The organism is Variovorax sp. FG153 (assembly GCF_057809595.1).
In genome coordinates this window covers 1-20,619 of the sequence record NZ_JBMDKG010000055.1, presented here as the reverse complement: position 1 = coordinate 20,619, position 20,619 = coordinate 1, and the positions used below count along the sequence as shown (strand labels likewise).

General features: G+C 69.0%; 18 protein-coding genes. 8 read left to right on the top strand and 10 right to left on the bottom strand.

Features of this window, described 5'->3' with window-relative positions; genetic code table 11:
- Positions 1-22: 22 nt before the first annotated feature.
- Complete coding sequence (locus tag ACODT0_RS36165; RefSeq protein WP_489043458.1) at positions 23-796, bottom strand: ATP-binding protein; 774 nt, start codon at positions 794-796, stop codon at positions 23-25.
- A gap of 163 nt (positions 797-959) precedes the next feature.
- Positions 960-2,309, bottom strand: a complete 1,350-nt coding sequence (locus tag ACODT0_RS36160; RefSeq protein ID WP_489043457.1) for a cytochrome-c peroxidase — start codon at positions 2,307-2,309, stop codon at positions 960-962.
- A 226-nt stretch (positions 2,310-2,535) separates the two neighbouring features.
- Between ACODT0_RS36160 and acpA the strand changes: the two genes are divergently transcribed.
- Positions 2,536-4,758, top strand: a complete 2,223-nt coding sequence (gene acpA, locus ACODT0_RS36155) for an acid phosphatase (RefSeq protein ID WP_489043456.1) — start codon at positions 2,536-2,538, stop codon at positions 4,756-4,758.
- Between the two features lie 64 nt (positions 4,759-4,822).
- Here the strand turns inward: acpA and ACODT0_RS36150 are convergent, their stop codons facing one another.
- Positions 4,823-5,185 (bottom strand): VOC family protein, encoded by a 363-nt coding sequence (locus ACODT0_RS36150; protein ID WP_489043455.1) that lies wholly within the window; start codon positions 5,183-5,185, stop codon positions 4,823-4,825.
- Positions 5,186-5,271: 86 nt separating this feature from the next.
- Between ACODT0_RS36150 and ACODT0_RS36145 the strand changes: the two genes are divergently transcribed.
- The 7 genes from ACODT0_RS36145 to ACODT0_RS36115 all read left to right on the top strand — a co-directional run bounded on the left by ACODT0_RS36145 (position 5,272) and on the right by ACODT0_RS36115 (position 12,905).
- Positions 5,272-6,111, top strand: a complete 840-nt coding sequence (locus ACODT0_RS36145) for an AraC family transcriptional regulator (RefSeq protein WP_057592812.1) — start codon at positions 5,272-5,274, stop codon at positions 6,109-6,111.
- 89 nt (positions 6,112-6,200) lie between these two features.
- Complete coding sequence (locus tag ACODT0_RS36140) at positions 6,201-7,097, top strand: DMT family transporter (protein ID WP_489043454.1); 897 nt, start codon at positions 6,201-6,203, stop codon at positions 7,095-7,097.
- Positions 7,098-7,121: 24 nt separating this feature from the next.
- On the top strand, positions 7,122-7,847 hold the full coding sequence (locus ACODT0_RS36135) for an alanyl-tRNA editing protein (RefSeq protein WP_057592810.1): 726 nt from the start codon (positions 7,122-7,124) through the stop codon (positions 7,845-7,847).
- A 7-nt stretch (positions 7,848-7,854) separates the two neighbouring features.
- Positions 7,855-8,991 carry an acetylornithine deacetylase gene (gene argE, locus ACODT0_RS36130; protein WP_489043453.1) on the top strand — a complete coding sequence of 379 codons (1,137 nt, stop codon included), beginning with the start codon at positions 7,855-7,857 and terminating at the stop codon, positions 8,989-8,991.
- Positions 8,992-9,046: 55 nt separating this feature from the next.
- Positions 9,047-9,697: a DNA-3-methyladenine glycosylase I gene (locus ACODT0_RS36125; protein WP_489043452.1), complete on the top strand. Its 651-nt coding sequence runs from the start codon at positions 9,047-9,049 to the stop codon at positions 9,695-9,697.
- Between the two features lie 218 nt (positions 9,698-9,915).
- Entirely contained in the window at positions 9,916-11,688 is a 1,773-nt protein-coding gene (locus tag ACODT0_RS36120) for an Ig-like domain-containing domain (RefSeq protein ID WP_489043451.1), read from the top strand.
- Between the two features lie 92 nt (positions 11,689-11,780).
- Positions 11,781-12,905 (top strand): hypothetical protein, encoded by a 1,125-nt coding sequence (locus tag ACODT0_RS36115; protein WP_489043450.1) that lies wholly within the window; start codon positions 11,781-11,783, stop codon positions 12,903-12,905.
- Between the two features lie 70 nt (positions 12,906-12,975).
- Here ACODT0_RS36115 and ACODT0_RS36110 read toward each other — a convergent pair whose 3' ends face one another.
- The 7 genes from ACODT0_RS36110 to ACODT0_RS36080 form a co-directional block, all read right to left on the bottom strand.
- Entirely contained in the window at positions 12,976-14,754 is a 1,779-nt protein-coding gene (locus tag ACODT0_RS36110) for a tannase/feruloyl esterase family alpha/beta hydrolase (protein ID WP_489043449.1), read from the bottom strand.
- A 137-nt stretch (positions 14,755-14,891) separates the two neighbouring features.
- Complete coding sequence (locus tag ACODT0_RS36105; protein WP_489043448.1) at positions 14,892-15,794, bottom strand: SDR family NAD(P)-dependent oxidoreductase; 903 nt, start codon at positions 15,792-15,794, stop codon at positions 14,892-14,894.
- Positions 15,795-15,834: 40 nt separating this feature from the next.
- Entirely contained in the window at positions 15,835-16,776 is a 942-nt protein-coding gene (gene kce / locus ACODT0_RS36100) for a 3,5-dioxohexanoate:acetyl-CoA acetone transferase (RefSeq protein ID WP_489043447.1), read from the bottom strand.
- A gap of 38 nt (positions 16,777-16,814) precedes the next feature.
- Positions 16,815-17,534, bottom strand: a complete 720-nt coding sequence (locus tag ACODT0_RS36095; protein WP_057594876.1) for an ABC transporter ATP-binding protein — start codon at positions 17,532-17,534, stop codon at positions 16,815-16,817.
- Positions 17,531-18,286 (bottom strand): ABC transporter ATP-binding protein, encoded by a 756-nt coding sequence (locus ACODT0_RS36090; protein ID WP_057594875.1) that lies wholly within the window; start codon positions 18,284-18,286, stop codon positions 17,531-17,533. The genes ACODT0_RS36095 and ACODT0_RS36090 overlap by 4 nt, the downstream gene beginning before the upstream one ends.
- Entirely contained in the window at positions 18,283-19,575 is a 1,293-nt protein-coding gene (locus ACODT0_RS36085; RefSeq protein ID WP_489043446.1) for a branched-chain amino acid ABC transporter permease, read from the bottom strand. Before ACODT0_RS36085 ends, ACODT0_RS36090 begins: the two co-directional genes overlap by 4 nt.
- Positions 19,576-19,592: 17 nt before the next feature.
- A complete protein-coding gene (locus tag ACODT0_RS36080; protein WP_208509039.1) occupies positions 19,593-20,534 on the bottom strand; it encodes a branched-chain amino acid ABC transporter permease in 942 nt (313 codons plus the stop codon).
- Positions 20,535-20,619: the final 85 nt, after the last annotated feature.

The window sequence follows — 20,619 nt, the reverse complement described above, 5'->3', positions numbered from 1 at the left end:
GGGGAAAGGGGCCCGATGATAGTCAGCCGGCCGCGGCGAAGCGTCCTTCGATCGATGTGCCGGCCACGAGGCGCAGTTCGCCACGGTGCGCATCCGCGATGGCGCGCAGCAGCGCCTGGCGGTGCGCGCGGGCCTGTTGCTGGCCTGGCGTTTCGATGGCGTTCCGTGTCGGCGCATCGCCCGCATGCACGGCGATGCGAAAGCGCGCGCCGTCGATCTCGCTGACCACGATGCAGCGCGACGTGGCCCGCGGCGCCAGTTCATCGAGTGCGAGCCGCACAAACTGCGCGAGGCGCGCCGGATCGCCGAGGCAGTCGCCATGGCCGAGCCGGTCGTGCTCGATCGCGATCTCTTCGTGCGACAAACGCCGCGCCTCGATCGCCTCGCCGATCGCGTGGTGCAGCGGGAAGCGCTTCGCGGCCATGGCGATGGTCCGCCCGGCCGCGAGCCGGCAGAAGTCGGCGAGCTCCTCGGCCTGCTCGTGGGCGCGCACGGCCGCGCTGTCGATGTGCTCGAGCACCGCGTCGGGCTCGTTCAGGTCGCCGCGCCGCGCGAGCAGGTCCACGCCGAGGCGGATCGCGGACAGCGAGTTGCGCACGCCATGCATGGCGGCGTCCATGAGGCTGTCCATCGACGGGGCCGACGGCCGGCGGCCGGGGCCCAGGGCTGTGGCGCTCCAGGTGGACAGCGCCCAGTTCACGGCGGAAGGGCGCCGGCTGACGATGGCCGCGGGGGCAACGGGCGGAGCACGGGGCGATGGCGGCTGCGCATCGCCGTTCGGAAGAAGGTCGGGCATGTCGTCACGCAAGGGCGCCGTCGGGAGGAATCCGGGCGGCCGGCCTGGCGCGCTCGCGATGTCGGCGCGCATGCGGCGGGCGATCCGACTGAAGAATGATGCGCTGCCGCATGGCGGCCCGTTGTCGGGCGAAGCGGCAGCGCGTGTAGGCGGATGCCGACGTTCAGGGCTTGCGCGCGGCCGTGCGCAGCGCACCGGGATCGGGCGCGTCGTGCTGGTCGGCGTCGGTCAGCGTGCGCAGGAAGGTCGCCACGTCGCGGATCTCGGCCTCGCTCAGCGCCGGCTTGCCGCCGGGCTTCTGGCCGAAGGGCGGGTCGGTGTTGATGTTGGCGTGGTACTGCGCGGGCAGGTCGTCGTAAGGCTGCACCTTGCCGTCCTTGCCGCGCGCGTACCAGCGCTGCGGCGCCGTGTCGCGCTGCGCATAGAAGCGGATCACTTCCTCGAGCGAATGGAACACGCCGTTGTGGAAGAAGCTCTGGCGCACCGCCACGTTGCGCAGCGAGGGCGTGCGGAACAGGCCGCAGTACTCGGGGTGGTCCTTCATGTCGGTGCGGATCGGGCCGCACACGCCCATGTCGTGATAGTCGGGGTCGGCATTGGCCGCGAGCCTGCGGTTGCGCGGTACGCCCAGCGCGATCTGGCCGAAATCGCTGAACAGCGGGAAGGCGCCGTCGGGCGTGCGCTCGCTGATGTGGCAGGAGGCGCAGTTGCCCTTGTCCTCGGCGTTGAAGAGGGCGAGGCCGCGCGCCTCGGCCGCGTCGAGCTTCGTCTCGCCGCGCAGCACGGCGTCGTATTTGCTGGTGAAGGGATAGAAGTCTTGGGGCGATTGCTGGAACACCTCGAGCGCGAGGCCGGCCGCGCGCAGCGTCGCCTGCGGATCGCCGAACAGCGCGTCGCCGAAGGCCGCGCGCAGCTCGCCCGCATAGGGCGCGCGTTCGAGCTTGCGCGCCACTTCCTCGACCGAGGCATTGGCCATCTCGGCCGGCGACAGCAGCGGCAGCGCGGCCTGCTCGTGGGCCGAGCCCGCGCGGCCGTCCCACATGTGGCCACCGGTGGGGCCGGCGTCGATGCTGTCGTCGCCGTCGTTGTCGTGGTGGTGCTCGGTGAAGGCGATCAGCGTCTGCAGGTAGCGCAGCGAAGGCACGGCGCGCGGACCTTCGGTGCGGCCGTCGGGGCCGGCCAGTTGCACCGACAGCGCGTTCGGCGGTCCCCAGGCGTGCTTCGGGTCGTGGCAGCTCGCGCACGAGGCCTGGCCCGAGGCCGAGAGGCTGCCGTCGAAGAAGATGCGCCGGCCCAGTTCGCCGAGCTGCGCGGGCGTGGGTTGCGCGCGGCCCGGCACCACCGCGTAGGTGGCGCCGAGGTAGGCCGGGTGCGCGGGCTCGGTGGCGGCCGTGGGCGCCGGCGCGGCGGGAGGCGGTGTGCTCGCCGTGGGCGCCCGCTCGCAACCGCCGAGCAGCGCAAAAAGCAGGGCGGCCGCGGCATGCAGCGCCGGACGGCGAGGAAGACGGGGCATCGGGAACAGGTGGAAACGGGGCGGGGGAGAGAGCCGGGCCAGGCCGTGGAACGAGGCTAGGAGCGCCCCATGTCAGAACCATGACATGCCGGATGGAGATTTCTTAGCCCTGAATTAGGAAGCCAAACGAAAGCTTTGCTTGCAACGCCGCTGTCATCTGCCCCCGAGAGCATCGCGCGGCCGGGCTTCCGCCCCGGTTCATCCACACCTCATAACAGCACACATGATGACCGCCTCCACTCGCAGCAGCGGTGCGCTCGCCTCGGCGCGCACCTTCGTCAGCCACTTCAAACCCTGGCCCACGGCCATCGCGGCGGCGGCGCTGGTCGTTGCCTGCGGCGGCGGGTCGGACGGCGGTGGCTTCCTGCCCTTCTTCGGCGGCGCCACCACCGCGGGCGTGGTCACGGGCAGCTACTACCGCAACGCCAAGGTCTGCATCGACGCCAACAACAACGGCCGCTGCGACGCGGGCGAAGCCAGCGCCACCACCGATGCCAACGGCGCCTTCACGCTCGCGGGGCAGGGCGCCGTGGTGGCCGAGATCGGCACCGGCAGCAAGCGCTTCGATCCCGACACCGGCGTCGAGAGCGCCGTGACCCGGGCGCTGGTGTTCCGCGCGCCGGCCGGCGCCAACGGCGTGGTCAATGCGATCAGCACCGAGCTCGCCGCGCTGATGGATGCCAATGGCGGCAACCTCGGCGCCGCGCGCACCGCGCTGGCCACGCGCCTGGGCGTGAGCGAAAGCCTGCTGCTGGCCGACCACAACAAGGTCGGCGATGCCAAGGTCAAGACCGCGCTGCAGACCGAGATCGACCAGTCGCTCGAGCGCATCGCCGAAGCCGTGGCCGAGGCCGGCAGCGGCGGCGACCTCGTCGCGGCGCTGCGCAACCGCTTCGCGCTCGACGACATCACCAACGTGGTCGTGATCTATGCCGAGAACCGCGGCTTCGACAACCTCTATGGCCTGTTCCCGGGCGCCAACGGCATTCCGGGCGTGAACCCGACGTCGTCGGTGAGCACGGCCGAGCCGCAGAAGGACTTCGATGGCGCGACGCTGCCGAACCTGCCGCCGGTGTGGGGCGGCGTGACCGCGAGCGGCCAGACCACGGTGATCGAGCAGGGGAAGACCGTGGGCATGCCCAACCGCATGTTCCGGATCGATGCGGAAAGCGGCTTCTACAACACCGGCACGCCGGTGTCGCAGGGCGTCATCACGCGCGACCTGGTGCACCGCTTCTACAACAACCAGATGCAGATCAACGGCGGCAAGAACGACAAGTTCAGCGCCTATTCCGATGCCGGCGGCCTCAGCATGGGCTACTACGACGGCAGGAAGATGCAGCTCTGGAAGATCGCCGGCGACTACACGCTGGCCGACAACTTCTTCATGGGCGCCTTCGGCGGTTCGTTCCTGAACCACCAGTACCTGGTGTGCGCCTGCGCGCCGCTGTACCCGAACGCCGATGCCGACAACTCGCCGGCCAAGGCCACCATCTCGGCCATCGACACCGATGCCAACGGCAACTTCGTGCGCCTCACGCCGGCCGACAACGCGCCGAGTTCGGTGCTCAACGGTGCGCCCACCTACAAGAACGACAACACGCTGACGCCGAAGGACGCCGCCGGCAACTTCTACGCGGTCAACACCATGCAGCCGCCGTACCAGCCGAGCAGCAACGCACCGGCGGCGAACGACGCGACCCATCATTACGCCGACCCGACCAAGGCCAACACCCTGCCGCCGCAGACGCAGGCCACCATCGGCGACCTGCTCACGGCCAAGGGCCTGAGCTGGGCCTGGTACGGCGGCGCATGGAACAGCACCACCGCCATCGCCGAGGGCGACCGCAAGTTCCCGGCCGCCGTGCCGCCGGCCGCGCAGACGCCGAACTTCCAGTTCCACCACCAGCCCTTCAACTACTACGCCGCCTTCGACCCGGTGCAGCACCCCGAGGCGCGCGCCGCCCACCTCAAGGACTTCGACGCCGACTTCCTGAAGGATGCCGCCAACGGCACGCTGCCGGCCGTGAGCTTCTACAAGCCGCAGGGCAACCTGAACCAGCACGCCGGCTATGCCAGCGTGGCCGACGGCGACGCCCACATCGCCGACGTGATCGCCAAGCTCAAGGCCAGCCCGCAGTGGAAGCACATGCTGGTGGTCGTGACCTACGACGAGAACGGCGGCTTCTACGACCATGCGCGCGTGCCCAAGGCCGACCGCTGGGGGCCGGGCACCCGCATCCCCGCGCTCATCGTGTCGGACTTCGCGAAGAAGGGCTTCGTCGACAAGACGCAGTACGACACCGCCTCGACCCTGCGCTTCATCACGCACCGCTGGTCGCTGCCGGTGCTGCCGGGCCTGGTCGAGCGCGACAAGGCGCTGGTGAAGAACGGCCTGCCGGCGATGGGCGACCTGACGAGCGCGCTGGACTTCTCGAAGAAGTCCTGAGCGGCGCGAGACGACGCGCCATCGCGTCGTCCGGCTTGAAGCCTCGAGCCGGTGGATCGGGGTTTCAGCCGGCCAGCGGCACGTCGGCCACCATCAGCAGGTTGCCATCGGGGTCCTCGAAGCGCACGAACACGCCGTCGGCGATCTGCTCGTGCGCTGCCCCGATGCGCGCGAGAAAGTCTCGCGCCGCGACGATGTCGTGCGTCGCGAAGTGGAACAGCGGCTTGCGGTCGTTCGGGCCCGCGTAGTCCTTGCTGTCGAGCACCAGGCCGCTTCCTCCGTTCATCGGCAGCACGTAGATGTGGCCGAACAGCACCTCGCCATCGGGCTGCAGGCCCAGCAGCCGGCAGTACCAGTCGCGCGCGGCGTGGATGTCGCTGACGGGGATGAAGACGGCGCCGATGCGGGGAGCGATGGGGGAGAGCATCGCCCGATGCTAGAAGACCGGGCTGAGGAGATGCTGAAGGGCGGCGTATCGACTTTCTTCGCCGGAGGTGATCGAATCCCACGCAGATGGCCAAGCTCGATCCCCTGAACACCTCGCGCTACTGGCATGCCCCCGATCTGCCGGGCATGGACCTGCTGCACGCGGACTTCAGGACCCACGAGTACGCGCCGCATGTGCACTACTCCTTCGTGATCGCCGTCACCGAGGCCGGCGGCTCGGAGTTCACGAGCCGCGGCCGCACCGGCATCGCGCAGCCGCGTTCGCTGCTGGTCTTCAATCCGGCCGAGCCGCATTCGGGGCGCATGGCCGGCAGCGAGCGCTGGCGCTATCGCTCCTTCTATCTGGCCGATGCGGGTATCCGTCACCTGATGACATCGCTGGGGCAGGTCCAGGCCCGTTATTTCGCGTCGAACGCCATCGACGACCCGCAGCTCGTCGACAGCTTCCTCGCGCTGCACCAGGCCTTCGACGGCGACCTTCGGTCCGTCGATTCGCTGCGCCGGCAGGAACTGTTCGTGCAGAGCTTCGGAACGCTGTTCGAGCGCCATGCCCAGGCGGGGCGGCGCGCGTTGCCGGCGCCCGCAGGCGCGCGCGTGCTCGCGCCAGTGCTGGAGCTGCTGCACGACGCCTATGCGGAGAACCTGAACCTCGAGCGGATGGCCGCCGTTGCCGACCTCACGCCGTTCCAGCTGATCGGCGCCTTCAACCGCACCATCGGTCTCACGCCCCATGCCTACCTCACGCAGCTGCGGATCCGGGCCGCCATCCACCACCTCGCGGCGGGCCGGCCGCTGACCGACGCGGCGGTCGCGAGCGGCTTCTACGACCAGAGCGCGCTCACGCGGCACTTCAAGCGCACCTTCGGCATGACGCCGCTGCAGTACGTGCGCGCCCGCAAGGGCTGAGCGCTTCCCGCAATTTTCGCCAATACGCCGGCGCGTTCGCCGGCCAGGATGCGTGCCACGGCTTCGGCTTTTTCGCCACCGTACGCACCATGACCACGACCCTCGCGCTTCCCGCCGCCGCCCGCGGCCAGTTCCTCTCTTTCGCGGCACTGCTGCTCGGCGCGGCCGCGCTGGCGCTGGGCGGCGTGTTCCTGCGCCACAGCGAGCTGCAGCCCACGGCCAGCGCGGTCTATCGCGTGGCGCTCGCGATTCCGGTCTTCTTCCTGCTCGACGCACTGGCCGCGCGCGCCGAACCCGCGCCCCGGACCGCACCGGCGTTTCCGGTCCGGCTGGTGCTGGTCGGCTTCATCTTCTCGGGCAACCTCGCGCTCTACCACTGGTCGATGACGCTGACCACGCTGGCCAATGCCAACCTGCTCGCGAACCTCGCGCCGATCTTCGTGGTGCTCGGGGCGCGGATCTTTCTCGGCAAGAAGTTCAAGCGCGGCTTCCTCGCCGGCATGCTGTGCGCACTGGCCGGGGCCTTTCTCCTGATCGGCCACCGGCTCGACTTCGGCTCGGGCCGCATGGCCGGCAACCTGCTGGGCCTGCTGTCGGCCGTGTTCTACGGCAGCTACCTGCTCGCGGTCAGCCTCGTGCGCTCCAACTACCGCACCATGAGCGTGATGGCCTGGAGCAGCCTCGGCACGCTGGTCGTGCTGCTGCCGGTCGCGCTGCTGCGCGGCGAATCGCTGGTGCCGCACACGATGCACGGCGTGCTGATGCTGCTCGCGCTGGCGCTGGTGTCGCACGTGGGCGGGCAGGGCCTGATTGCCTATGCGCTGGCCAAGCTGCCGGCTGCGCTGTCCTCGATCACGCTGCTGGTGCAGCCCGTGATCGCGACGGTGCTCGGTGGCTGGCTGTTCCACGAGTACCTGAGCCTCACCGAATTCGCGGGCGGCGCGATCATCCTGATCGGCATCGTGACCGCGCGGCGATTTTCCTAGTCCCTCTGTCGAACCGAAGATCCGATGTCACCCTATCTCTGCCATCTCGAACCCGATTGCCTGCGCTTCGAAGCCGGCGTCATCGCGCGTCGTCCCGACGCCGTGCTGCTCGATCGCTCGTATTTCTATCCCGGCGGTGGCGGCCAGTTGAGCGACCGCGGCACGCTGCAGTGGAAGGGGCGCGCGTTGCGCGTCGACCGCATCGAGACCGAAGGCGCCAATGCCTGGCATTGCCTGGCCGAAGGCGAGGCCGCGCCCGAATCCGGGGAGCGCGTCCTCGCGAACGTCGACCCCGACTTCCGTTTCCTGATGAGCCAGTTGCACACGGGGCTGCACATCCTCAACGCGCTGGTCTACCAGCGCTTCGAGGGCTCGCTGGTGACCGGCGTGCAGATGGCCGCCGACGGCACGGCGCGCATCGACTTCGACCTGCCCGCGGCCGACAACAACGCGCTGCGCGCGCTCGAACCCGAACTCAACACGCTGATCGGCGACGGCCTGCCGGTCAACGTCCTCTACCTCGATGCGAACGAGCTCGCACGCGAGCCCGGCCTGCTGCGCAGCCGCTCGGTCGCGCCGCCGCGCCAGGACGACGGCATGACGCGCATCGTCGAGATCGCGGGCCTCGACCGGCAGGCCTGCGGTGGCACGCACCTGACGAAGACCTCGCAGTCGGCGCCGCTGCGCATCCTCAAGATCGAGAACAAGGGGCAGCACAACCGCCGCATCCGCATCGGCCTGGCCGCATAGGGCCGGCATGACCACGGTCGAGATCCTGCGCGCGCTGGTCGCCTTCGACACCACCTCGCAGCGCTCCAACCTCGACCTGATCGAGTGGGTGGCCGACTACCTCGCGGCGCACGGCGTGGATGCGCACCTCGTGCGCAGCGACGACGGGCACAAGGCGAATCTCCTCGCCCGCATCGGACCCGACGTCGCTGGCGGCATGGTGCTCTCGGGGCACAGCGACGTGGTGCCGGTGGCGGGGCAGTCGTGGCGCTCCGAACCCTTCGCGCTGGTCGAACGCGAGGGTCGCTTCCATGGCCGTGGCGCGGCGGACATGAAGGGTTTCATCGCGGCCTGCCTGTCGGCCGTGCCCGCATGGCAACGCGGCAGGCTGCAGCGCCCGATCCATCTCGCGTTCTCGTACGACGAGGAGATCGGCTGCCTCGGCGTGCCGCGCCTCGTCGACAGCCTCGAGGCGCGCGTGCAGGCGCCCGCGCTCGCGATCGTCGGCGAGCCCACCGGCATGCGCATCGGCGTGCGGCACCGCGGATTCTTCGGCCATCGCGCGCTGTTCAGCGGATTGGCCGCGCATTCGAGCGATCCCTCGCTCGGCGCCAGCGCGATCGAACCCGCGGCGCATCTGGTCACGCGCCTCGCGCGGCTGCGCCGCAGCCTCGATCGGCAAGGGCAGGTGGCCACGCTCAATGTCGGGCGCATCGACGGTGGCAGCGCGATCAACATCGTGCCCGGTTGCTGCGAGGTGCTGTGGGAATTCCGCCCCGAGGACGAAGCCGCGGCCGAGCGCGTGCGCGCCGCGGTGCGCCGCATCCTCGCGGCCCTGCCCGCGGGCGTGAAGGTCGAGGCCGAGCAGGTCGCGGGCGTGCCCGCGCTGTCGGCGCGGGGCAGCGAGCCGGCGGTCGCGATCGCGCGCGCGCTCGGCGCGCTGTGGCCCGAAGCCGAATTGCCCTTCGGCACCGAGGCGGGCTTCTTCCAGCAGGCCGGCATTCCGACGGTGGTGTGCGGGCCGGGCTTCATCGCGCAGGCGCATCAGCCCGACGAGTGGATCGCGGCGGATCAGTTGCGCGCGGCCGATGGCTTCATGGCCTCGGTGGGGGCGTGGGCGATGCGCGATGTGGCCGAGCGGTTGCGCGCGAGCCGGCGCGAATAGAAAGACCGGAATCGGCGAGGCACGCGCGAGCGCGCTTCGCGACAATGCCACCCCCATGGACCTTGCACCCGATGCCTCTCCCGCCGACGACGACGGCCTGATCCAGTCCGCCGACGGCCGGCGCCACTGCGCCTGGCACCCGCAGATGCCCGACTACCACGCCAACGAGTGGGGCCGCCCGGTGGGCGACGACCGCGCGCTGTTCGAGAAGATCTGTCTCGAGGGCTTCCAGTCGGGCATGGCCTGGATCACCATCCTGCGCAAGCGCGAGGCCTTCCGCGCCGCCTTCGCCAACTTCGAGATCGACAAGGTGGCGGCCTTCGGCGAGAAGGACATCGAGCGGCTGATGACCGATGCAGGCATCGTGCGCAACCGCGCGAAGATCGTCTCGGCGATCAACAACGCGAAGCGCGCGCAGGAATTGGTCGCCGAGGCCGGCTCGCTGGGGGCATGGTTCTGGCGCTTCGAGCCCGCGCCGAAGGACCGGCCGGCCGTGGTCGACATCGCCTACTACCGCGCCAACCCGACCACGCCGGCGTCGCAGCGCATGTCGAAGGAATTGAAGCAGCGCGGCTGGACCTATGTCGGCCCGACCACGCTCTATGCGCTCATGCAGGCGATGGGGCTGGTCAACGACCACATCGAGGGCTGTACCTGCCGCGCGGCGGTGGAGGCGGCGCGCGAGCGCTTCAAGCGGCCGGGCTGAATCGCACGTCGACCCAAACCTTGCCCCCGAGCGACGTCAATTCGGGTTTGTCGCCGGGTGCCTGTTTGGTTGTTTATTGCAAACAGACAGCTTGCAATAGATAAGAAAAATCCGTTGATCTGCACACACCGGATTAATGACATGGACTTACGCGATTAACATCTGCGACGCGCTCCGGAGAGGGAGGCGCGGTTTTCGAATTACAAAGAGGAGCCTTCATGTTGAAGAAGTCATTGGCCGTCGCCTGCGTGGCGACGTTGCTTTCCGCGTGCGGTGGTGGTGGCGGCGGTGGTGGTGGGGGAGGCTTCCCTCTGTTCCCGGCTCCTGCACCGGCACCTTCCCCGGCACCTGCGCCCGCACCGGCGCCCGCGGCCGACACGACACCGCCAAGCGTCGTGGCCTTCAATCCCACAGCCAGCACCGACGTTCCCCGCAACACCGAGATCTCGGCCACCCTGAGCGAAGCCCTGCTGGCAACGACGGTGACCGACAACAATCTGCGCATTACCCGTTTGGGGGTTGCGGTTTCGGGCGCGTTGAATTACGACGCCACGAAAAACAAGATTTCCTTCGCTCCGACGAAGGCGCTGGATCTGCTGGCAAATTACACGGTGACGGCGGGGACGGGTCTCAAGGACCTGGCGGGCAATAGCCTGGCTGCCGACAAGTCCTGGTCGTTCCGGACGGCCGATGGGAGCTGGGAAGCCCCGCACGAGCTCGAATCGGGGGCGAACAACCCTGGCAATATCGTCGCTGCCCTGGATGGCCAAGGAAACACGGTGGCAATCTGGGCGAGCCAGGTCGCCGGCGCTTTCCAGATCCGCACTGCGGTACAGAACGCGAGTGGCGCTTGGGGCGAATCCAGCAGATTGAGTACGCCCGGAAACTACCAGGCCCTGGTTCCGCAGATTCGCTTCGACAGCCAGGGCAATGGCTTGGCCGTCTGGCTGCAATTGGACAACACAGGCGCTGAAGTTTGGTCATCGCGCTTCGTGAAGGGCACCGGCTGGCAAACGCCGACACGACTGGACCGCACGATGAACACAGGCTTTGCCGCGTCGCTTGCGATCGATGCCGACGGAAATGCCTTTGCCGTCTGGGGCAAGCGTGAAACGCAGTACGGCAATTCGGATATCTGGGCTTCCCGCTTCACGCCGGCTGGAGGTTGGCAGGCGCCGGTCCGGTTGGGCAGTTCGGCCAACATCGGCACTTACGACCAGGCCGAGCAGCCGCAGGTGGCCGTAGATGCTGCCGGCAATGCCTATGTGCTGTGGGTTCAGAGATCCAGCGACGCGCCAGTATGGGTCGCGCGCTATCAAGCCGGCAGTGGCTGGCAGCCGGCGGTGTCGCTGGGCGCCGCTCGACTGGGCGATCCCTACGCCCCGAAGCTCGCCGTTTCCAGCGCGGGTCAGGTGATGGCGCTGTGGAACACCTTCGTTCCCTCGGGCACGTGGTACCGCTTCGACCTGTGGTGGAGCGCTCTCGCAACGCCGGGCGGCAGTTGGACTGCGCCCGCCCCGCTGGAGAACGACGATGCGGGCGATGCCATGAACCAGGCGCTGACAGTCGACGGCGCGGGCAACTTCCATGCAATCTGGCAGCAGCAGGACGCTTCCAACTACCGTAGCGACCTTGTCTATCGCCGGTACAAGCCCGGCGCGGGCTGGGAGGCGGTCACGACCGTCAGTACGGCGAATGGCGCCAATTTCCAGAATCGCCTCCCCAGCCTGGTGGCGGATCGCAATGGCAACTTGATGGCGCTGTGGGGTGTTTTCAAATCGGGCTATGGCGGAGCAGATGAGGGTACCTTCGCCCGACGCTACGTAGCCGGTGAAGGATGGCGCACCACGGTTCGCGTAGGCGCCACGGGCGCCACGCCAGCGGCAAGCACTTCGCTGGACGTGCAAGCGGATGGCTCCATTGCGGCGACCTGGATGGAGCCCGAGGCATCTCGCAGCAACGGGCCCATTCTCGCGGCTCGGTTCAAGTAACAAGCGCCCGTTCTGACGCTCCCCGAAGCGCATTCGGGGAGTCGTCTGTCCGACGCGCGGGGCATCCCCAGGGGGCGATGCGATCTCCGGGGATGCATCTCCCCAAGCAATTCGCAAAACAAACCAAGAGGAGAAAGAGGATGAGGAAAAACACATACCGCGCGCTCGGCATCGCGCTGCTCGCCACGCTGACCGCCTGCGGAGGCGGCGGTGGTGGAGGCGGCGGCGGCTTTCCGATCGCGCCCATCGCGGTCACGCCGAACACACCGCCACCGGCCACCAATCCCGATCCGGTGCCGCAGGATCCCGTCCTGCCCGCCCTGTCGCTGGACTTCGAGCTGCTGACCAATGAATTCGATCCCGTGAAGTTGCTCGCCGCGTTGAACGCAGAAGGGAGCAAGGGATTCCGCTGGCTCACCTCGCCCAATTTCAAGAACGATCCGAGGCATGTGCTGTCGAAGGACACCAAGGCGACGGACAAGTACATCGTCGAATTCCTGGACGTGGGGCTGTCGCAGGCCGACTACCTCACGCAGATCGATGCCCGGGGTGCCCATGGCTTCAAGCTGATCAACGACGGGGCATTGCAGCGCAACAGCGCGGTGAGTGCCTGGTACAGCTACACCCTGGAAACGAGCTTGCGCAGGAACAATTCCAATACCGATCCCAACAACGATCCGGTGAGCCTCGATGGATTCCTGGCACAGCTCAATGCGAAGGGCGCGCAGGGCAATCGATACGTCGGGGAAAAACACTTCGCACCGCTGCCGGACGGTCGTTTCAACATCCAGAGCGTCTACGAGAATGCCGGCAACGGGGCCTTCCAGTACGAGATGCTGTCGAGGGCAGGAAAGGATGCCGACTTCATCGCGCAGCTCAATGCCCAGGGCGCGCGGGGATTCCGGTTCAACTTCATCGCCTACCTGAAGAGCGGCGAGGCGAAGGCCTTCTACGTGAAGGACAAGGCTCAGACGCCGAAGTTCAGCTACTGGATCGCCGATCGTCCCGCCGATGCGTCGGCATTCCTGGCCCAGTTGAAGGACAACGCGAGCCGCGGCAGGGCCTTCTTCATCGACAACTACGCCTCGGGGACCGACAGGGTCACGGGCCCGGGTTCGTCCGAGCCGGCGCAGAAGATCATCTACTCGGCTTCCGCGCAATGCCAGGGCGTTCTTTGCGGCGACCTGTACGCGTTCTCGATCATGAGCAACTATTGAGTCCGACAACCGCTTCCACGCAGAAATGGCCCGACATCGGGCCATTTTTTTTTTGGAGGGTCTCAGCGCCTCAATTCACGCACTGGAACGACCCCGCCAGATTGACGTCCCCCGACCCCTTGTACTGCGGCCACTTCGGGTAGTCGCACAGCGGTCGCGTGCGCCCCGGCACGCCGGCGGTGTCGGTCGTGACCTGGTTGCTCGGCGCGGTGCCCTTCTCGACCCAGCCCTCGAGCGCGGTCAGCGAGTCCCAGGTGGCGTTGAACACGCTGCTGACCGCATGGCCCAGGCCCGCGACCTCGTAGTAGCGCACGAAGCCGTCGACCTCCGACGGGCCCCAGCGCGACTGCAGGCGCTGGTAGTACTGCTCGGTGGCGCGCGTGCTCACGAGCACGTCGGCCAGGCCGTGGGCGAGCAGCAGCTTGCCGCCACGCGCCTTGAAGGCCGAGATGTCGGTGCTGGCGTCGAGCTGGGTGCTCAGCGCGCTGATGCGGCTGGCCCACGGGCCCGGGTCCTCGGGGTCGAGCGAGAGCGAGTCGAAACTCGCGTCGCGCGTCACCGAGTACTTGATCCACTGGTCGGTCAGCACGCTGATGTAGGGCGCGTTGGCCGGCATCGGGCGCGTGGGCTGCGCGCTGCCGAAGGCCAGGAAGGTCACGGTGGGCTCGAGCGGCGAGGTCCAGGTGCTGATGCCGGGATCGGCGCCCCAGATGTTGTAGCCCGGGTACTGGGTCTCGCCGCTGGCCAGCGCGAAGCGGAAGTTGGTCGCGGTGTTGATGCTCTTCATGGCCGCGATCTGCGCATCGGACAGGCAGCTGTTGCCGGTGTCGGCGCCGCCCGCGCAGCGCACGGGCGCGCCCTTGAGCATGGCGGTGGCAGGATCGAAGCGCGCGTTGCACAGCGTCTGGTTGCTGATCAGGCCGTCGGCCACGCCGTCGAGCGCGTCGCAGGCCTCCATGGCGGCGTTGTAGAGCAGCTCGCGCTTGGCGGCATTGGGGTAGGCGCCGGGCTGCGCGAGCGCGCGGCTCATGCGGTGGCCGCCGAGCAGTGCGGCGGCGTCGTTCCAGGCCGGGTACCAGGCGATCGCGCCGTCCCAGTCGGCGGGCCAGCGCTGGATGGCGGTGACGGCCTCGCGCCCGCCGGTGGAGCCACCCGCGAAGTACGACTTCGAGGGGCTGGCCGCGTAGCGTGCCTGGACGATCGCGAGCGCGGCGTCGTGCGTCTTCTTGAGCGCATCGCCGCCGAAGTTGCGCACGGCCTCGTCGTTGAGGCCGAAGCGGCCGTCCTGCGAGCCGAGTGCATTGGCCTGGTGGCCCGAGTCGCTCGCGAAGGTGGCATAGCCGCGGGCCAGCGGCACGGGCTGGTCGACCGGACCGTTGGGCACGTTGCCCTTGACGCTGGGAATGCTGCCGTTGAAGCCGCCGCCGCCGAACATCACGACCTTGCGGTTCCAGTTCGTGGGCAGGGCCACGGTGAATCGGATGTCGGGCGCGCTGGCGTCGACCGGCGAGATCTTGCCCGACACCTCGCAGTACTCGGGCAGCGCGGCCACGCCGGTGCCGGCGGCCGGCACGGTCTTGGTGGCGGTGACGGTGGCGCCCGAGGTCGGCAGGCCGATGGCCGCGGCCGGCACGCTCAGGCCCGGCAACTGCTCGCAGCTCAGCGCGGCGCTCGATGGCGGCGGCGCGGGTGGCGGGGGCGGCGGTGGTGGGGGCGCGGGCGGCGGGTTGCCCGAGATGGGCAGCAGGAAGCCGTTGCCGCCACCGCCTCCGCCGCAGCCCACGAGCGTGGCGCTGACGGCGATGCAGGCGGCGACGGCCAGGACGATGTCGCGATGGCTGGATGTCATGGGTCTCCGATGTCGTTGGTTTTGGGACGCGGCACAGTCTCTCGCGCGCGGGTCCCGAATCCAATGTGCGGGCCGGACACAGCAGGCGGCGTTCCTGTGTGCGCGACCCATGCCGCGTAAACCCTGAGCGGCGGCCCTCAGTGCGGCAGCGGCACCTCGAAGCCGGCCTTCGAGAGCTCCCACTGGTACTGCTCGAAGCCCGTGCCCGGCACGCGCTCGTCGCTGCGGTCGCGGATCTCGTCCATGCGCGCCGCGACCTCGGCCGCGGTGTAGTCGCTGCCGTCGATGAAGATGCCGCGCGTCATCGTGAGGTGGGCGCTCTCGAAGCTGCCAGCGCCCGCGAGCAGGATGGTGCGCGTGGGCGCGTCCTCGCCCACCAGCGCGACCAGCCCGGGGCTCACGTAGTCGGGCTGCAGCCGGGCCAGCGCCTCGGGCGGCAGCACGCCCTCGGTCATGGCGGTGGCGGCGGTGGGTGCGAGGCAGTTCACGCGGATGTCCTGCCGCTCGCCCTCGAGCGCGAGCGTCTGCATCAGGCCGACCAGCGCCATCTTGGCCGCGCTGTAGTTCGACTGGCCGAAGTTGCCGTACAGGCCCGAGGAGGAGGTGGTCATCACGATGCGGCCATAGCGCTGCGCGCGCATGGTCTCCCACACGGCTTTCACCGCATGCACGCTGCCCATCAGGTGCACGTCCATCACGCGGCGGAAGTCCTCGAGCGTCATCTTCGAGAAGCTCCTGTCGCGCAGCACGCCGGCGTTGTTGACGAGGATGTCGATGCGGCCCCATTCGGCCACGGCGCGCGCGGCCATCGCTTCCATGGCCGCGAAGTCGGTGACGTCGCCGCCGTCCGCGATGGCGCTGCCGCCCGCGCGCACGATCTCGTCAGCCACGGCGCGGCCCGGCGATCCTTCATGCGCGCCGGCCACGTCGTTGACCACCACGCGCGCGCCATGGCGCGCGAGCGCCAGCGCATGGGCGCGGCCCAGGCCGCTGCCCGCGCCGGTGACGATGGCCACGCGGCCGTCCAGTGTCTTGTTCATTGCTGTTCCCGATGAATGAAGAAAAAAAGGGGAGCGGGGCTCAGAACGCGACCGCGTCCTTGCCCTTGAGGCCCAGCATCGCGCGCGCCTCGTCGGGGCTCGCGATCTCGAGCGAGAGCTCCTCGAGGATCCGGCGGATCTTGCGCACCTGCTCGGCGCAGGACTTCGCGAGCTGGCCGCGGCCGATGTAGAGGCTGTCCTCGAGGCCCACGCGCACGTTGCCGCCCATCACCGCGCCCATGGTCAAGAGCGGCATCTGGTGGCGGCCCGCGCCGAGGATCGAGAAGCGGTAGCCGTCGCGGCCGAACAGCCGGTCGGCGGTGGCGCGCATGGTCACGAGGTTCTCGGGATCGGGCCCGAGGCCGCCGAGGATGCCGTAGATGCTCTGGATGAACAGCGGGCCCTTGACGAGGCCCTCGTCGACGAAGTGCGCGAGGTTGTAGAGATGGCCGACGTCGTAGCACTCGAACTCGAAGCGCGTGCCGCAGTCCTCGCCGAGCACCTGCAGGATGTGCTTGATGTCGCGGAAGGTGTTGCGGAAGATCAGGTCCTCCATGCCTTCGATGTAGGGCTGCTCCCAGTCGTGCTTCCATTGCGCGATGCGCCGCGCCGTCGTGTGGATCGAGAAGTTCATCGAGCCCATGTTGAGCGAGCACATCTCGGGCTTGGCTTGCAGCGGGTAAGCCAGTCGCTCCGCGAGCGTCATGCGCGTGCTGCCGCCGGTGGTGATGTTGATGACCGCATCGGTGGCGGCCTTGATGCGCGGCACGAACTGGTCGAAGACCTTGGGGTCGGCCGAGGGGCGGCCATCGACCGGATCGCGCGCATGCAGGTGGAGGATCGCCGCGCCGGCCTCGGCGGCTTCTATCGCCTGCTCGGCGATCTGGTCGGGCGTGAGCGGCAGGTGCTCGGACATGCTCGGCGTGTGGACCGAGCCGGTGACCGCGCAGGAGATGATGACCTTGTCTTGGGTGCTTGCCATGGGATGTGTGGAAGGGATGAAGGAGGGGTGGCGCCGCGTCAGACCGCGAGCCACTCCGAGACGAGTTGCTGGTCGGCCTTGAGCGCCTGCGGCGTGCCCTCGAACACGATGCGGCCGTGGCCCATCACGCAGACCCGGGTCGAGACCTTGAGCGCGATCGCGAGCTTCTGCTCGACCAGCACCACCGACAGCCCCTTGCGGTGCATGTCGACGATGCATTCGCCGACCTGCGCCACGATCCTGGGCGCCAGGCCCTCGGTGGGCTCGTCGATCAGCATCAGCAGCGGATTGCCCAGCAGCGAGCGGCACATGGTCAGCATCTGCTGCTCGCCGCCCGACATGCTGCCGGCCTTGGTGTTGCGGCGCTCCTTGAGGCGCGGGAAGTAGTCGAACATCTGCTCGACGGTCCAGCGGTGCGCGCCGGGCACGGCGCGCTGCTCGCCCATGCGCAGGTTCTCGTCGACCGTGAGGTTGGCGAACACCTCGCGCTCCTCGGGCACGTAGCCGATGCCGGCGCGGCACACGGCATAGGGCCGCGCGCCGGCCAGCTCGCGCTCGCGCAGCCGGATGCTGCCCGCGGAAGGCGGCACCAGGCCCATGATGGCCTTCATGGTGGTGGAGCGGCCCGAGCCGTTGCGCCCGAGCAGGCTGATGACCTCGTTGCGCCCCACGCGCAGGTCGACGCCGTGCAGCACGTGGCTCTTGCCGTAATGGACGTGGAGGTCCTCGACGCTCAGCAGCGTATCGGTCGTGCTCATGCCGCCACCTCCTCGCCGAGATAGGCCTCTTTCACGCTGGCATTGGCGCGGATCTCCTGCGGCGTGCCGGTGGCGATCACCTGGCCGTAGACCAGCACGCTGATGCGGTCGCTCAGCGAGAACACCACGTCCATGTCGTGCTCCACGATCATCAGCGCGCGGCCCTTCGTGACCTCGCGGATCAGTTCGGCCGTGTAGTGGGTTTCCTCGGTCGACATGCCGGCCATCGGCTCGTCGAGCAGGATCACCTTCGGGTCGGACGCCAGCGTCATCGCGATCTCGAGCGAGCGCTGTTCCGAATAGGCCATCTCGCCCGCGATCGTCGCTGCGCGCGCGTTCAGGCGCACGAGTTCGAGCAGCCGTTCGGTCTCCTCGCGGATGGCGCGGTCGCGGTCGATGAAGCGCCAGAAGACGTACTGCAGCCCATGGCGGCGCATGACCGCGAGGCGGATGTTCTCGAACACGGTGAGCTTGGGAAAGATGTTGGTGATCTGGAACGAGCGCGCGAGCCCGAGCCGGTTGATGGCCTGCGGCGTGCGCCCGGCGATCGACTGGCCGTCGAACTGGATGCTGCCGGCCGTCGGCGCGAGCTGGCCCGAGATCAGGTGGAACAGCGTGGACTTGCCCGCGCCGTTGGGGCCGATCAGCGCATGGCGCTCGGCGCCCAGCAGGTCGAGGTCGACGCCGCGCATGATCTCGGTGGGGCCGAAGGACTTGCGCAGGCCGCGGATGCTCAGGATCGGGTCGTTCATGCGGCGCCTCCGGTGCGCTCGGCGAGGGGCGCGGCCTGCGCCGCGAGGGGAGCCTCGGCTTCGCGTTGAGCCAGGGTTCGCAGCCGTTGCCGCGCGAAGCGCGCGAGCAGCCCGCCGACAGCGAGCAGCGCGAGCGGCACGGCCCAGGTCGCGAACGACAGCGGCAGCCAGGCGCGGCCCAGGAACTGGATCGGCGGCCAGCCGCCACCCGGTTGCAGGTTGGCGAGCGAGCGGTAGTCCTGCGAGAAGGCGCGCTGCAGCATCTCGATCGCGAAGGCGCCGCCGAAGCTCAGCAGCAGCGCCGCGCCCACCGACAGCGCCAGCACCGGCAGCAACCGGGCCAGGCCGAAGCGCTGGCGCAGCCGCGCGGTGGTGCCCACCAGCCCCGCGAGGCCGGCCGGCATGAACATCATCACCAGCACGAACAGGATGCCCTGGTAGAGCAGCCACGAGCGCGTGAGGTCCGACACGGCGTAGCCGAAGAAGGTCATGAGCGCGGCGCCCAGGGCCGGGCCGAGGAACACCTGCACGCCGCCGATGTAGGTGTTGAGCACCACTGCGGCCGACAGCGCGGGATCGAACACCACGTAGTTCGCCGATTCGTTCGACACCACCTGCAGCCCGCCCGCGATGCCCGAGAACATGGCCGAGACCGCGAACACCAGCACGCCGAGGCCGTGCACGTTGTAGCCCAGGAAGCGCAGCCGGTGGCTGTTCTCGCGCAGGCCGCAGGTCAGCCGGCCCAGCGGCGTGCGGGTGTAGAGGTACAGCAGCGCGAGCGACAGCAGCACCCAGCCCAGCGTGAGGTAGTAGACCTCGGTGGTCGAGCCGAAGCCGAAGCCCCAGGCCGGCATGCGCATGGTCGACACGCCGGCCTCGCCGCCGAACAGGCCCTTGAGGTGCGGCGCCAGCGAATGGATCAGCTCGGCGATGGCCAGCGTGATCATCGCGAAGTAGGTGCCGCTGCGCTGGGTCGCGAACCAGCCCGCGATGCCGCCGATGGCCAGGCCGCAGACCGCGCCGGCCAGCGGCATCAGCGGCGTGGGCAGCAGGCCGGCGCCGCCGAGCGCGTTCATCGCATGCACGGTGCCGAAGGCGCCGACGCCGAAGTAGGCCGCATGGCCGAAGGACAGCATGCCGGCCTGGCCGCACAGCAGGTTGTAGGCGCTCGCGAACAGCGCGGCGATCAGCATCTGGATGGCCGCGTTGAGCAGCCCCTGCGACAGCAGGAAGGGCAGGGCCAGCAGCAGCGCGACGCCGGCGGCGAGCAGGGAGAGGGTGGTCTTCATCGTCTCGGCCCTCCCGCTCAGTTCTTCTCGCCCATCAGCCCGCTCGGCCGCACCAGCAGGATCAAGAGCATCAGCGCGAACGGAATGGTGGCCGACAGGCTCGAGAGCTTGAGCGTCATCAGCCCGCCGACGCCGCGCGCCCAGTCGCCCGCGCCGACCAGCGCGAACAGGTCGGCCAGGCTGCGGTCGATGCCCACGGCCAGCGAGGTGATGACGCCGATCAGCAGCGAGGCCAGCATCGCGCCGCCCAGCGAGCCCAGGCCGCCGACCACCACCACCACGAACACCATCACGCCGAGCTCGAGCGCCATGTTGGGGTTGGTGGTGTAGAAGGCACCGGCCACCGCACCCGCCAGGCCCGCGAGGCCGGCACCGACGCCGAACACGCCCATGAACACCAGCGGCACGTTGTGGCCCAGCGCCTCGGCCATGCGCGGCTTGTAGATCGCCGAGCGCACCACGATGCCGACGCGGGTGCGCGTGAGCAGCAGGTAGATGGCCACGAACATCGCGATCGCGATGCCGCCCATCAGCAGGCGGTAGGCCGGGTACTGCGCGCCGCCGATGGCGAAGGCCGGCACGTCGAGCGTGGGCGGGATGCGGTAGTCGACCGGGAAGTTGCCGAAGAACAGCTTGATGGTCTCGGCGATGATGAACGACAGGCCGAAGGTCAGCAGCAGTTCGTGCGCATGGCCGTGGTGGTGCACGCGGCGCAGGAAGAAGCGCTCGACCACCACGCCGATGAGGCCGACCAGGATCGGCGCGGCGATGACCGCGGCCCAGAAGCCGATGGTGCCCTGCAGCGTGTAGGCGAAGTAGGCGCCGAGCATGTAGAACGAGGCATGCGCGAAATTGAGCACGCCCATCATTCCGAAGATGAGCGTGAGGCCGGCCGACACCATGAACAGCAGCAGTCCGTAGACGATGCCGTTCATGAGCGAGACGATGAGCTGGTCCATGGGTGTCCTTGCGAGCAGCCGAGGCTGCGCCGGGGGGGGGGGGGGGGGGGGGGGGGGGGGGGGGGGGGGGGGGGGGGGGGGGGGG

Coding starts and splice junctions, on each gene's coding strand:
- ACODT0_RS36165 (WP_489043458.1), bottom strand. CDS start 796: ATGCCCGACCTTCTTCCGAACGGCGATGCGCAGCCGCCATCGCCCCGT.
- ACODT0_RS36160 (WP_489043457.1), bottom strand. CDS start 2,309: ATGCCCCGTCTTCCTCGCCGTCCGGCGCTGCATGCCGCGGCCGCCCTG.
- acpA (WP_489043456.1), top strand. CDS start 2,536: ATGACCGCCTCCACTCGCAGCAGCGGTGCGCTCGCCTCGGCGCGCACC.
- ACODT0_RS36150 (WP_489043455.1), bottom strand. CDS start 5,185: ATGCTCTCCCCCATCGCTCCCCGCATCGGCGCCGTCTTCATCCCCGTC.
- ACODT0_RS36145 (WP_057592812.1), top strand. CDS start 5,272: ATGGCCAAGCTCGATCCCCTGAACACCTCGCGCTACTGGCATGCCCCC.
- ACODT0_RS36140 (WP_489043454.1), top strand. CDS start 6,201: ATGACCACGACCCTCGCGCTTCCCGCCGCCGCCCGCGGCCAGTTCCTC.
- ACODT0_RS36135 (WP_057592810.1), top strand. CDS start 7,122: ATGTCACCCTATCTCTGCCATCTCGAACCCGATTGCCTGCGCTTCGAA.
- argE (WP_489043453.1), top strand. CDS start 7,855: ATGACCACGGTCGAGATCCTGCGCGCGCTGGTCGCCTTCGACACCACC.
- ACODT0_RS36125 (WP_489043452.1), top strand. CDS start 9,047: ATGGACCTTGCACCCGATGCCTCTCCCGCCGACGACGACGGCCTGATC.
- ACODT0_RS36120 (WP_489043451.1), top strand. CDS start 9,916: ATGTTGAAGAAGTCATTGGCCGTCGCCTGCGTGGCGACGTTGCTTTCC.
- ACODT0_RS36115 (WP_489043450.1), top strand. CDS start 11,781: ATGCATCTCCCCAAGCAATTCGCAAAACAAACCAAGAGGAGAAAGAGG.
- ACODT0_RS36110 (WP_489043449.1), bottom strand. CDS start 14,754: ATGACATCCAGCCATCGCGACATCGTCCTGGCCGTCGCCGCCTGCATC.
- ACODT0_RS36105 (WP_489043448.1), bottom strand. CDS start 15,794: ATGAACAAGACACTGGACGGCCGCGTGGCCATCGTCACCGGCGCGGGC.
- kce (WP_489043447.1), bottom strand. CDS start 16,776: ATGGCAAGCACCCAAGACAAGGTCATCATCTCCTGCGCGGTCACCGGC.
- ACODT0_RS36095 (WP_057594876.1), bottom strand. CDS start 17,534: ATGAGCACGACCGATACGCTGCTGAGCGTCGAGGACCTCCACGTCCAT.
- ACODT0_RS36090 (WP_057594875.1), bottom strand. CDS start 18,286: ATGAACGACCCGATCCTGAGCATCCGCGGCCTGCGCAAGTCCTTCGGC.
- ACODT0_RS36085 (WP_489043446.1), bottom strand. CDS start 19,575: ATGAAGACCACCCTCTCCCTGCTCGCCGCCGGCGTCGCGCTGCTGCTG.
- ACODT0_RS36080 (WP_208509039.1), bottom strand. CDS start 20,534: ATGGACCAGCTCATCGTCTCGCTCATGAACGGCATCGTCTACGGACTG.